The organism is Kocuria salsicia (assembly GCF_039532055.1).
GTDB classification, from domain to species: Bacteria; Actinomycetota; Actinomycetes; order Actinomycetales; family Micrococcaceae; genus Kocuria; species Kocuria salsicia.
The window spans coordinates 43,401-55,577 of sequence record NZ_BAAARF010000013.1; the positions used below are offsets into that span (position 1 = coordinate 43,401).

Here is a 12,177-nt window from a genome sequence, read left to right on the forward strand (position 1 = left end):
GTGGGTATAGTTTCCGGCGAAATGATTTCGGGTGGCCTGTCCACCCGCCTGATGGAAGGACCCCCATGACGACCGTGACCACCGAGGAACTGCCCCTCGCCATCTCCTCCGAGGACGCCGAGCGCCTGTTCATCGACGCCCGCACCGCGAGCCACTTCACCGAGGATCCGGTGACCGAGGATGAGAAGCGGGCGATCTACGACCTCACCAAGATGGGCCCCACGGCGTTCAACTCGCAGCCCCTGCGCATCACCTGGGTGGAGACCCCCGAGGCCCGTGAGCGCCTGGTGCAGCACATGAGCGGCGGCAACCAGGAGAAGACCCGCCAGGCGCCGCTGACGGCGATCCTGTCCTACGACGAGAACTGGCACCAGCGCTTCCCCCAGTTCCTCCCCGCCGCCCCGCACCTGCAGGGCATGTACGACGAGAACGAGGACCTGCGCCTGACCAGCGGCAAGGCCAACTCCCACATCCAGGTGGGCTACTTCATCGTGGCCGCCCGCGCCGTGGGCCTGGCCGCCGGGCCCATGACCGGCTTCGATCCGATGGCTGTGGACGCCGAGTTCTTCGCCGGCACGGGCAAGCGCTCCATCGTGGTGGTCAACCTGGGTCACCCCGTCGCACCGGAGTACGATCGCAGCCCCCGTTTCGACATGGAGGACGTGGCCGAGACCCTCTGAGCCGAGGTCTCGCGAGGCACTGACACGACGCACCGTGGCCGGGGCCCGGTGGTGAGCCGAGGGGTTCGCCACCGGGCCCCGTTGCACATCCGGCCCCGCACGCCTGCTCACCCGCACCGCTCGGAACCCCGCGGACTACCGCGACGTCTCACCACCCGCACCCTGAGTCCTCGCCAGTTTCGCGAGCACCGGCAGGGCAGCGTCCAGCGAGTCCAGCTCGCGCGGGGAGAGTACGCACAGTGCGTCCGCCACCCTGTCGCTGCGCTGCTGGTCCTCGAGCGCGAGCTCCGTGAGCCCGTAGGGGGTGAGGCACACGAGGACGGCGCGGGCGTCCGTGGGGTCCGGGTCCCGGCGCACGTAGCCCGCCCTGCTCAGCCGGTCCACGCTCTGAGTCGCCGTGGAGACCCGCACGCCCATGTTCGCGGCGATGGTCGTGATCCGCAGGCCCCCGGGGCGCAGCATGGTCAGGAGGCTAATCTGCTGGCTCGTCAGCTCCCGGGTCCCTTCCATGCGCCGCAGGAAATACACGCTGTAGCGCATCACCTCCCGCAGCCGGTGTGCGCGCAGCACGGCCCGGGCGCGGTCGTCGTCGGGAGCGGGTCCGGGGGAAGCCATCATGGCTCCGTATTTTATCCTCGACGGGTGCGGACCTCCGTGCGAGAACCGACCGGGAGACGAGAGCCGTGGACGAGATCCTGACAGCACTCGACGGCGTGGTGGACGGTCTCCACGAGCGCGCCGGCGCCGTGGTGACGGGCCGGGCAGACTTCTGGCCCGGACCCATGGACGTCCAGGGGCTGGCGACGTCGAGCGTGGGCCTGGCCGCCGCCTCCGCCCAGGAGTTCGCGCGGGCCACCGGCCGAGAGACGTTCCATATCGGCGCGCGTCTGCCCGAGGTGGTTGCCGCGTTCGGGTCGATCACCCACCTGCGCATCGATGGCCGCCCGGTCCCCGGTTTCGCGCCCGCATCGGGGTTCTTCCCCACCGCGGACGGCTGGCTGCGCACGCACGCCAACTACCCGCACCACCGGTCGCGTCTGTTCCGCGCCCTCCGGATCGACGACGACGACGCCCTCCCGGGCGCCCTCGCCCGTCTCACCTCCCGGGACGCGGAGGCCCGGGTCGTCGCGGCCGAGGGCGTCGCAGCGGCCGTGGTCGACGAGGAGACGTGGCGGCGCGGGGCCACGAGCGCCCCGGGGCCGTGGCTCGCAATCTCCCCCGGCGACGTCGACGTCACCGGGGGACCGCGTGCAGCGCGCCCCGCAGCGGGGCCGTGGGCTGCGACGTCGGCCCCCGACGCCGCGGAAGGTCCCCTGAACGGGGTGCGCGTGGTCTCCCTGACGCGCGTGATCGCCGGGCCCACGGGCGCGAAGTTCCTCGCGGCGCTCGGCGCGGACGTGCTGCGCATCGACCCGCCGGTCATGCCCGAATCGACAGGTCAGCACCTGGACACGGACCTCGGCGTGCGCTGCGCCGCCCGCGACCTCAGCGATCCGCGGCAGGCCGCCGAGCTGACCGAGGTCCTGGCGGGCGCGGACGTCCTGTTCACCGGCTACCGCCCCGGCTCCCTGACCGCCCTGGGACTCGACGCCGCCACGGTCCGTGAGCGTTTCCCACACCTCGTGCACGTGGAGCTGAGCGCGTGGGAGTCGGCCGGTCCGCGCGGCGGGCGGCGCGGTTTCGACAGCATCGTGCAGGCGGCCAGCGGGATCGCCGTGCGCTGCGGCCGCACCGGGGACGACGGTGTGTGGCGCCCGGGTGCGCTGCCCGTCCAGGCGCTGGACCACGCCACGGGCTATGGCATGGCCGCCGCGGCATGTGCGCTGCTCGCGGCAGGAACCGCGGGCCACGCCCACCTGTCCCTGGAGCGCACCGCACGGGTGCTCCTGGGCGCCCCGGTGCCCTCAACACACCGGGGTTCGGAGGATGCAGTGGGTGAGGCCCAGACGGTTCTCCTGCGCACCGGGGAGGGGACGGTGCGGTGCGTCCCCTCCCCGGTGCGGGTGGACGGGCGGAGACCACCCGTCCACCCGCCGCTGACGTGGTGACGCGGCGGACTCAGTCCCCGCGCAGCGCCTCCGCGAAGCGCCTGACGCCCTCGCGGATCCGGGCCGGGGCCACGCCGGAGAAGGCGAGGCGCACGGCGTCGGAGTCCCGACCGTCCATGTAGGACGCGGAGCCCGGCACGAGCACCACCCCGTGGGCCACGGCCTCGGCCAGGATGTCCCTGCCCCGCAGCTCCTCCGCGGTGACCCACGTGAAGAACCCGCCGCTCGGCGTCGTCCAGGATGCTGTCTGCGGCATGTACTCGGTGAGGGCCTCGTTCATGGCCTCCCAGCGCTCCCGGTAGAGGGCCACGGCGCTGTCGAGCGCGGGTTCCCAGTGCTCCGAGCCCACCCACGAGGTCACGAGGGACTGCGCCAGGTTGGACGGGTGGATCACCACGGACTCCCCGGCGATCTGCAGCCGCCCGCGCACCTCCGGGGGTGCGGCCATCCACCCGACCCGCAGGCCCGGGGCGAAGATCTTGGAGAAGCTGCCCAGGTGGATCACGTGCTCCGGGTCCATCCCGTGCATCGACGGCACCGGCTCACTGCGGTCGAAGGCGAGCAGCGCGTACGGATCGTCCTCCACGATCATCACGTCCCGCTGCGCGCACACCGCCACGAGCTCGCGACGGCGCTCCTCCGGCATGGTCACGCCGGTGGGGTTCTGGAAGCTCGGGATGACGTACACGAACGGCACCCGCCTGCCCTGGGCGGCGAGCGCGTCGAGGGCTTCCGCCACGGCGTCGGGAACGATCCCGTCCTCGTCCATGGCCACGTGCTGCACCTCGGCCTCGTACGCCCCGAACACGCCCAGCGCACCCACGTAGGTGGGGCCCTCCGCCAGGATCACGTCCCCGGGGTTGCAGTAGAGCTTGGTCACGAGGTCCAGCCCGGCCTGTGATCCGGTGGTGGGCAGGATGTCTGCACCGGTGACCGTGGAGCCACCGCGCGCCATGAGCTTCACCACGAGCTCGCGCAGCCCGTCCATGCCGGCGCCGGATCCGTACTGCAGGATCTCCCCGGCGCGCCCGCGCAGCAGGAGGGACGCGATGTCCCCCACGGCGTCCGCGGGCAGCACGGAGAGGTCCGGGTTGCCGCCGGCCAGCGAGACCACGGACGGGTCCCGTGCCACCTCGAAGACGGCGCGGACCGGGGAGGGCCGGAACTCGTCCGCGCGGGACGCGAACCCCGTCACTTCGCGTCCCCGTAGCGCGCGCCCGAGATGCCGTACGCGGGGCCGTCCGGCGCGGCATCGGCGCCCAGGCTGATCAGGGAGAGCAGCTCGTAGACCACGTGCGCGGCGGCGATGCCCGTGAGCTCGGCGTGGTCGTAGGCGGGAGCCACCTCCACAACGTCGCACGCCACCACGTCCAGGCCCCGCAGCCCACGCAGGATCTCCAGCACCTCGCGGCTCGTGATGCCACCGGCCTCGGGCGTGCCCGTGCCGGGGGCGTGGGCGGGGTCCAGGACGTCGATGTCCAGGGAGATGTAGAGGGGGCGGTCGCCCACGCGCTCGCGCAGGGCCTCGACGACGGCGTCCACGCCGGAGCGCAGCACGTCCGCGGAGGAGACGATCTCGAAACCGAACCGGGAGTCGTCCTCGAGGTCCTGGGTGCCGTAGAGGGGCCCGCGGGTGCCCACGTGCATCACGGCGTCGGTGTCGATGATGCCCTCCTCGAACGCCCGCCGGAACGGGGTGCCGTGGGTGTACTCGGCCCCGAAGTAGGTGTCCCACGTGTCCAGGTGGGCGTCGAAGTGCAGCAGCGCCACCTTCCCGTGGCGCGAGTGCGCCGCGCGCAGCAGGGGCAGGGCGATGGTGTGGTCACCGCCGATCGCCACGATCTTGGTGTCCTCCCCCATCAGCTCCCTGGCGCCCTTCTCGATGGAGTCGATGGCCTCGCGGATGTCGAACGGGTTGCCCACGAGGTCCCCGGCGTCCGCGACCTGCAGGTTCGCGAACGGCGAGTGGTTCTGCGCGGGGTTGTAGGGGCGCAGCAGCCGCGAGGACTCGCGCACGTGGTTCGGCCCGAACCTCGCGCCCGGGCGGTAGGAGACCCCCGAGTCGAAGGGCACGCCCACCACGGCCACGTCCGTGTGCTCCACCTGGTCCGTGCGGGGCAGCCGTGCGAACGTGGCGGGCCCGGCCCACCGGGGTGTCAGCGCCGCGTCCACGGGCCCCACCCGCTCCTCGCCCGCCGCGTTCGTCTCGACAATGCGTTCCGGTTCCACCGTGTCTCCTTCCGCCCCGAGGATCGCCCGGGAAGCCCTTCCGCGGCCGACGGCGGGCCGTACGTCCCGCCGCACGGTGTCCGGCGCCGCCCGGCCGGGCCAGGGTGATATTTTTTGTGACCTGGTGCAAACCCTAGCGCCACATCTGCGTGCGCGGGCGATCCTGCCCGCCAGGCGAGCAGAGCCTCGCCGCGGCTCCGAGGAGATCCCCTGTGAACGTGTTCGTGATCGTGCTCTACCTGGCCGTGATGGTGGTGGTCGGGCTGTGGGCGGCACGCCGTGCACGCACCGCCACCGACTACCGCGTGGCCGGACGCCGCCTCGGAGCGGGGCTCTACACCTCCACGATGGCGGCGGTGGTCCTCGGTGGCGCCTCCACCGTGGGCGGAGTGGGGCTCGGCTACCAGTACGGCATCTCGGGGATGTGGCTCGTGGTCGCGATCGCAGTGGGGCTCGCCGTGCTGAGCCTGTTCTTCGCCGCGCGCATCCAGTCCCTGAAGGTCTTCACCGTCTCCCAGATGCTGCAGCTGCGCTACGGCGCGAAGGGCGGCGCCACGGCGTCGTCGTTCGTGATGCTCGCCTACACGCTCATGATCGCGGTGACCTCCACGGCCGCCTACGCGGCGATCTTCTCCGTGCTGTTCCCCATCTCGCGGCCCTGGGCCATCCTGCTGGGCGGTGCGGTGGTGATCGCCTACTCGGTGCTCGGCGGAATGTGGTCCATCACCCTGACGGACCTGATGCAGTTCCTCTTCATGACGGTGGGCATCTTCGCGATCCTCCTGCCCTTCTCGCTGGCCGCCGGCGGCGGCTGGTCCGGGATCCGCGAGCGGCTGGACGCCTCCTACTTCGCCGTCAGCTCCATGGGCTTCCAGGCGATCCTCACGCAGTTCGTGGTCTACGGCTTCGGCATGCTGATCGGGCAGGACATCTGGCAGCGCGTGTTCACGGCCCGCTCGCCCGGCGTCGCCCGCTGGGGTGGGCTCGTCTCCGCCACGTACGTGGCGCTCTACGGCGTCGCCGGCGCACTGATCGGCACCGCCGCGGCCGCCGTGCTGCCGAACCTCGCCGTCCCCGAGGAGGCGTTCGCCACCATGGCCCAGGAGCACGTGCCGGCGGGTCTCGGCGGGATCGTCCTCGCGGCCGGTGTGGCCGCCATGATGTCCACGGCCTCCGGGGCCACGATCGCCGCAGCCACGGTGGCGCGCGTGGACGTGGTCCCCACCCTCCTAGGCCTGTTCGGAGCCCCCGACGACGACATCGCCCGCGCCCGCTCCGAGGACGCGTCCGTCCTCAAGGACCGCGTCTACGTGGTGGTGGTCGGCCTGGTCATCACGGTGATGTCCATGCTGGTCAGCTCCACGGTCACGGCCCTGACCATCGCGTACGACCTGCTGGTGGGCGGCCTGCTCGTCGCCGTGCTGGGCGGTCTGCTGTGGAAGCGGGGCACCGCGGCGGGTGCCATGTGGTCGATGGCCGCGGGCGTCGTCGCCACCGTGGTGGGCATGGTGGTCTACGGCGTGCTCGCCAACGCACCCATCTACATGGGACTGCTCGCCTCTGCCGTCGTCTTCGTGGCCGTCTCGCTCGCCACGAAGCCCACCACGCCGGAGATCAGTCAGGAATGGAACCGTCGGATTCAGGAGTCCAAGGCATGAGCACCGAAAGCACCATCACCACGGCACCCGAGACCCCCGGGGCCGGCGCGGACGTCACACGCCCGGAGCGCACCGTGGCCACCGCGGTGCTGGAGACGCTGCGCGGCTACGGGATTGACACCGTGTTCGGCATCCCCGGCACCCACTCGCTCGAGTTCTACCGGCCGCTGCGCTCGCTGGGAATCCGTGCGATCACCACACGCCACGAGCAGGGCGCGTCCTACGGCGCGGACGGCTGGTCCCAGGTGCGCGGGCTGCCTGGGGTGGTCATCACCACGTCCGGACCCGGCCTGCTCAACTCCCTGTCCGGCGCGGCGACCGCCTACGCAGAGTCCCGGCCCATGATCCTGCTCTCCCCCGGGCGCCCCGTGGGCCACGACTTCCGGGACATCGGCTCCTTGCACGAGACCAAGAATCCCTCCGCCGCCGTGAACGCGATCGTAGGCGTCTCTCGGCGCGTGACCTCGGGGGCCGAGGCCGTGACCATGATCCACGACGCCATGCGGGACTTCGCACACTCGCGCCCGCGGCCCATCCACATCGAGATCCCGCTGGACATCCTCGAGACCGCGGCGGACGTCCCCGAGTCGGCCACCGCACCGCGCCCCCTCGGTGAGCCCACGCCCGCCCCGGAGCACGACATCGCCGCGGCCGTCGAGGCGCTGGCGGCCAGTGAGCGCCCGGTCATCCTGGCCGGCGGAGGCTCGCTCGCTGCCGGACCGCGGCTGCTGGAGCTGGCCGAGCTGCTCGAGGCCCCGGTGATCACCACTACCAACGGCAAGGGCGCGATCCCGGAGAAGCACCGGCTGTCCCTGGGCGCGGACCTGCGGCTGAGCACCGCCCACGAGTTCATGCGCTCAGCGGACGCACTGCTCGTGATCGGATCCAAGGTGGGCGAGGCCGAGCTGTGGGGCGGGGACATCACCCCGCAGGGCCCGATCGTTCGCGTGGACATCATGCGCGACCAGATGCTGTGCAATCTTTCCCCGGACGTGGAGGTCCCCGGCAACGCCGCCGCCGTCGTCCCCCAGCTGCTGGACGGGCTACGCGCCGCGGCTGCCGACGCCGCACCGCGCCCGGAGCGGGACCTGCGCTCGGTGTTCGAGGCGATGGACGAGGAGGGCCGGCGTTGGGCCCCGGACCTCGCGGCGCTCAACGAGACGATCATGGAGGTGGTCCCGGACGACACCATCCTGGCCGGGGACTCCTCGCAGGTGACGTACATGGGCTCCACCACGTTCTTCCGCGCACCCCAGCCGCACTCGCTGCTGTACATGGGCACGTACGCCACGCTCGGCTACGGGCTGCCCGCGGCGGTGGGTGCCAAGCTCGCCGCGCCCGAGCGCCCGGTGGTGTGCCTGGTGGGGGACGGCGCCCTCATGTTCTCCATCCAGGAGCTCATGACCGCCGTGGAGCTGAACCTGGACCTGCCCGTGATCTGCGTGGACAACGGCGGCTACGGGGAGATCCGGCAGAACATGCTGGACCGGGACATCGACCCCCTGGCCGTTGACCTCGCGCAGCCGGACTGGGTGAAGCTCGCGGAGGGTTTCGGCGCCACCGGGTTCCCCGCCACCATGGACACCCTCGCGGAGACCGTGCAGAAGGCCCTCGCCACGAAGGGCCCGAGCCTGGTGCACCTGAAGATCTGAGAGCTGGCGCTGCCCCGTGCCCACCTCCCGCCCCGGGCGGGTTTGCTGGGTGGCGGACATGTCGCGCCCCAAATGTTGTCCCCGGATGGGGTGGGTGATCGGGCGGGCCGAGCTCACCTGCGGGGTCCATCCTTGGTGTCCGTCCCCGCGGGCCAGACGGTGGAGACCCATGCCCGCGCCTCCCGGGAGTGACGCAGGCGCAGCACGCGCAGGTGCGGGGCCGTCTCCGCCAGGGTGGGAATGCGCTCCCGGTAGCTGTGACGGCTCGCGACCGCCCAGCGGATGATGTGCTCCGGATCCGTGAAGAGAGTACGGAGCGACCCCTCCGTGTTGCCGTTCCACAGCTTCTGGCGGCTCAGGCTGCGCCGCACGGTCCGCCGGACGACGCGTGGGAAGGTCACGGTCCAGAACGGGAAGTCGAGCCACAGCAGGGTGTCGGCGCGTTCGGCGAGAACCGGCCGTGCGGCGTCGTACTGCCACTCGGTGACCCACGAACCGCCCGCCGCCAGGCGCGCGACGTCCGCCGAGAACTCGGGGCGCGGAATCCAGCCGGGGCCGTGGAACAGGGCGTCGATCTCGGTGTGCGGGATGCCGGAGCACCGCTCGATCTCACGGCACAGGGTGGTCTTGCCGACGCCGCTCACCCCGGCCACGAGGATCCGGCATGGTGAGGGCGGGGCGGCGGTCATGGGGCGAGCCTATGCCGTTGCGAACATACTGCGCAGCCCACGGGGCTCAGCGGATCGACCACGCAGGCCGACCCGCCGAGGGGATCGCTGGGGTGCGTCCAGGAAGAGGTGCCAGGTGATCTCCAGCTCGTCGTACTCGCTGGGGCGCAGAACCCACTCGCCGAGCTCGTAGTTGCGTGCCTCAGGCAGGGCGGCGAGGACCGGCGAGTGCGTGCAGAGAACCACCCCGCGCACGAGCTGCGGACGGTCGCCGGGTCCAGACTCGGTCACCCGGGTCCGGTGCAGCACCTGGTCCCGCGCGCCGCCGTCCACGCTGAGACCGAACTGCCGCCACGGCCTCCACCAGGGTGGGCGTCCCCGCCCCGTTCTCACCCACCCAGACGGTCAGCGGCCCGAGGTTGAGGCCCTCGTCCAGCACCTGCCGCACCGCGGGAACAGTGGCCGGCCTCTCTGCGCGCGGCAGCGAGTTCAGGCCGTGCTCCTCGATCCGGCCGCACGGGCAGGCATGAGAACGAGCGGCTGTTCATGTCCCCAGGCCAACGACGCCCGCAGGACCCCCCGCCGTTGAACATCTGGGGCAGGACATGCCCGCCCCGCGGCGCGTTCCCTGGGCAAGTTGTGCCTCAGATGTTCTGCGCACCCGTGCGGGGCGCCTGCTCCTGACCTCGGGGCATTGACGGGGTGGGCCGCATCACATACCGTACTCAGAACACAGATATATCAGTGATCGACAAAACCCTTCGCCACCACCGGAACCGTCCGGCCAGCACCCCCCTTCGGGAAAGAACGTCACCATGGCACAGACCGCGTCACCCTCCACGCAGCTGGACACCGTCGAGACCAGGAGCTCGTTGCGCATCCTCACGTACGCCGGAGCGATCGTCGCGTTCCTGATCGGGTCCGGCTTCGCAACCGGCCAGGAGATCCTGCAGTACTTCACCTCCTACGGCTACTGGGGCGTCTTCGGCACGGGCCTGGTAGTCCTGGTGCTGATCACCTACGTGGCCGTGGAGTTCCTGACCACAGGCCACCGCGAGAAGTTCGACCGGCCGTCGCTGATCTTCCGCTACTACTGCGGCCGCCACCTGGGAGTGTTCTTCGACTACTTCTCCGTTCTGTTCGTATTCCTGAGCTTCACTGTCATGGTGGCCGGGGCGGGCGCTGTGTTCCAGGAGCACTACGGACTGTCCAAGTACGTGGGCGGGATCGGGCTTGCCGCCGTGGTGGGACTGACCGTGTGGTTCGGCCTGGACCGGCTGGTGGACGTGATCGGCAAGATCGGCCCGCTGATCGTCGTGATAGCGATCGTCCTGGGGATCCTGGGCATCATTCGCAACCCGGGCGGGATCGCCGACGGCAACGCGTTGCTGCCGGAACTGGACCTCACCCGCGCGTCGAGCAACTGGGTGCTGGCGGGGCTGTCCTATGTGGGCTTCTGCATGCTGTGGCTCGCCGCGTTCCTCACCGCACTGGGCAGGACCGCACACAGCCGCGGCGAGGCCCACTCCGGTGCGGTGCTCGGCGGGGTCTCCTTCTCCGTGGCCTGCATGGTCGTGGGCCTGGGCCTGCTGGCGAACATCGAGGCGGTCAACGGCACCGAGATTCCCATGCTCGTGCTCGCCTCGGATCTCGGTCCGGTGGTCGCCTCGTGCTTCTCACTCATCATCCTCGCAGGCATCTACACCACGGCGGTGCCGTTGCTGTGGACCGTCTCCTCCCGGTTCTTCCCAGAGAAGTCCCTGCCCTTCAAGTACCTCACCCTCGCACTCGCAGCGATCGGCACCCTGGTGGGTCTCGTGCTGCCGTTCTCGCTGATGGTCAACATCGTCTACGTGGTCAACGGCTACGTGGGCATCCTGCTGCTGACCCTGATGCTCGTGAAGTCCCTGACCCGCACCGCGCGCACCCGCCGCGCCTGACCCAACCGCAGGACGTCCACGACGTCGTCCACCCCCATCCCGGGGAACCGCACCCGACCCTCAACACCGAAACGGAGCACCACATGGCCGATCTGCTCCCGGAGCACCCGGACTTCCTCTGGCACAACCCGGACCCGAAGCCGTCCTACGACGCTGTCATCGTGGGTGGCGGCGGGCACGGGCTGGCCACCGCGTACTACCTGGCGAAGAACCACGGCATGACCAACATCGCGGTGCTCGAGCGGGGGTGGCTCGCGGGCGGGAACATGGCGCGCAACACCACGATCATCCGCTCGAACTACCTGTGGGACGAGTCCGCGGCCATGTACGAGCACTCTCTGAAGCTGTGGGAGGGGCTGCCGGAAGAGCTGGAGTACGACTTCCTGTTCTCCCAGCGCGGCGTCATGAACCTGGCTCACACCCTGCAGGACGTCCGCGAGTCGGTGCGCCGGGTCAACGCGAACAAGCTCAACGGGATCGACGCCGAGTGGATCACACCGGAACAGGTCAAGGAGCTCTGCCCGATCATCAACACGTCGGACGAGCTGCGCTATCCGGTCATGGGCGCCACGTACCAGCCGCGCGCGGGGATCGCCAAGCACGACCACGTGGCGTGGGCGTTCGCGCGAAAGTGCGACCAGATGGGTGTGGACATCATCCAGAACTGCGAGGTCACCGGCTTCGTCAAGGACGGCGAGCGCGTGGTGGCGGTGGAGACCTCCCGCGGTCGGATCAACGCCGGCAAGGTGGGGCTGTGCGGGGCGGGGCACTCCTCGGTGCTCGCGGAGCTCGCGGGCTTCCGCCTGCCGATCCAGTCCCACCCGCTGCAGGCGCTCGTCTCGGAGCTCCACGAGCCTGTCCACCCCACGGTGGTGATGTCCAACCACGTGCACGTGTACGTCTCCCAGGCGCACAAGGGCGAGCTGGTGATGGGTGCGGGCGTGGACGCCTACAACGGCTACGGCCAGCGCGGGGCGTTCCACGTGGTGGAGGAGCAGATGGCAGCGGCCGTGGAGCTGTTCCCGATCTTCGCCCGGGCGCACGTGCTGCGCACGTGGGGCGGGATCGTGGACGTCACCTTGGACGCCTCCCCGATCGTGTCCAAGACACCGGTGGACCAGATGTACGTGAACTGCGGCTGGGGCACGGGCGGCTTCAAGGGCACCCCGGGGGCAGGCTTCGCCTTCGCGCACACGATCGCCACCGACGAGCCCCACCCTCTCAACGAGCCGTTCTGCCTGGAACGCTTCGAGACGGGTGTCCTGATCGACGAGCACGGCGCCGCCGCCGTGGCCCACTGAC

Annotated in this window: 11 protein-coding genes; 6 read left to right on the plus strand and 5 right to left on the minus strand. The window is 70.8% G+C overall.

What is annotated here, in order from left to right; all coding sequences use genetic code 11:
• Window positions 1–65: 65 nt before the first annotated feature.
• The gene (locus ABD264_RS11260; protein ID WP_094393379.1) at window positions 66–680 is read left to right on the plus strand and encodes a malonic semialdehyde reductase; all 615 of its coding nucleotides are present in this window, start codon (window positions 66–68) and stop codon (window positions 678–680) included.
• 135 nt (window positions 681–815) lie between these two features.
• On the opposite strand, the gene ABD264_RS11265 is transcribed toward ABD264_RS11260, so the two are convergent.
• Window positions 816–1,298, minus strand: a complete 483-nt coding sequence (locus ABD264_RS11265; protein ID WP_344206113.1) for a MarR family winged helix-turn-helix transcriptional regulator — start codon at window positions 1,296–1,298, stop codon at window positions 816–818.
• Window positions 1,299–1,363: 65 nt separating this feature from the next.
• On the opposite strand from ABD264_RS11265, the gene ABD264_RS11270 reads away from it, so the two are divergent.
• The gene (locus ABD264_RS11270; RefSeq protein ID WP_344206115.1) at window positions 1,364–2,728 is read left to right on the plus strand and encodes a CoA transferase; all 1,365 of its coding nucleotides are present in this window, start codon (window positions 1,364–1,366) and stop codon (window positions 2,726–2,728) included.
• 10 nt (window positions 2,729–2,738) lie between these two features.
• Here ABD264_RS11270 and ABD264_RS11275 read toward each other — a convergent pair whose 3' ends face one another.
• Both ABD264_RS11275 and speB read right to left on the minus strand, forming a co-directional pair.
• Entirely contained in the window at window positions 2,739–3,923 is a 1,185-nt protein-coding gene (locus tag ABD264_RS11275) for an aminotransferase-like domain-containing protein (RefSeq protein WP_144943219.1), read from the minus strand.
• Window positions 3,920–4,957 carry an agmatinase gene (speB, locus tag ABD264_RS11280; RefSeq protein WP_144943218.1) on the minus strand — a complete coding sequence of 346 codons (1,038 nt, stop codon included), beginning with the start codon at window positions 4,955–4,957 and terminating at the stop codon, window positions 3,920–3,922. The genes ABD264_RS11275 and speB overlap by 4 nt, the downstream gene beginning before the upstream one ends.
• Before the next feature lie 212 nt (window positions 4,958–5,169).
• Here speB and ABD264_RS11285 point away from each other — a divergent pair, with 212 nt between their 5' ends.
• The gene (locus ABD264_RS11285) at window positions 5,170–6,615 is read left to right on the plus strand and encodes a sodium:solute symporter family protein (protein WP_145011743.1); all 1,446 of its coding nucleotides are present in this window, start codon (window positions 5,170–5,172) and stop codon (window positions 6,613–6,615) included.
• Window positions 6,612–8,267 carry a thiamine pyrophosphate-binding protein gene (locus tag ABD264_RS11290; protein ID WP_144943216.1) on the plus strand — a complete coding sequence of 552 codons (1,656 nt, stop codon included), beginning with the start codon at window positions 6,612–6,614 and terminating at the stop codon, window positions 8,265–8,267. Before ABD264_RS11285 ends, ABD264_RS11290 begins: the two co-directional genes overlap by 4 nt.
• Before the next feature lie 113 nt (window positions 8,268–8,380).
• Here ABD264_RS11290 and ABD264_RS11295 read toward each other — a convergent pair whose 3' ends face one another.
• Together ABD264_RS11295 and ABD264_RS11300 are read right to left on the minus strand one after the other, a co-directional pair.
• The gene (locus ABD264_RS11295; protein ID WP_344206117.1) at window positions 8,381–8,956 is read right to left on the minus strand and encodes a P-loop NTPase family protein; all 576 of its coding nucleotides are present in this window, start codon (window positions 8,954–8,956) and stop codon (window positions 8,381–8,383) included.
• A gap of 9 nt (window positions 8,957–8,965) precedes the next feature.
• Window positions 8,966–9,268 (minus strand): hypothetical protein, encoded by a 303-nt coding sequence (locus tag ABD264_RS11300; RefSeq protein ID WP_186366758.1) that lies wholly within the window; start codon window positions 9,266–9,268, stop codon window positions 8,966–8,968.
• Between the two features lie 482 nt (window positions 9,269–9,750).
• On the opposite strand from ABD264_RS11300, the gene ABD264_RS11305 reads away from it, so the two are divergent.
• The gene (locus tag ABD264_RS11305; RefSeq protein ID WP_144943213.1) at window positions 9,751–10,875 is read left to right on the plus strand and encodes a YkvI family membrane protein; all 1,125 of its coding nucleotides are present in this window, start codon (window positions 9,751–9,753) and stop codon (window positions 10,873–10,875) included.
• An 83-nt stretch (window positions 10,876–10,958) separates the two neighbouring features.
• Entirely contained in the window at window positions 10,959–12,176 is a 1,218-nt protein-coding gene (locus tag ABD264_RS11310) for a sarcosine oxidase subunit beta family protein (RefSeq protein ID WP_144943212.1), read from the plus strand.
• Window position 12,177 lies beyond the last annotated feature (1 nt).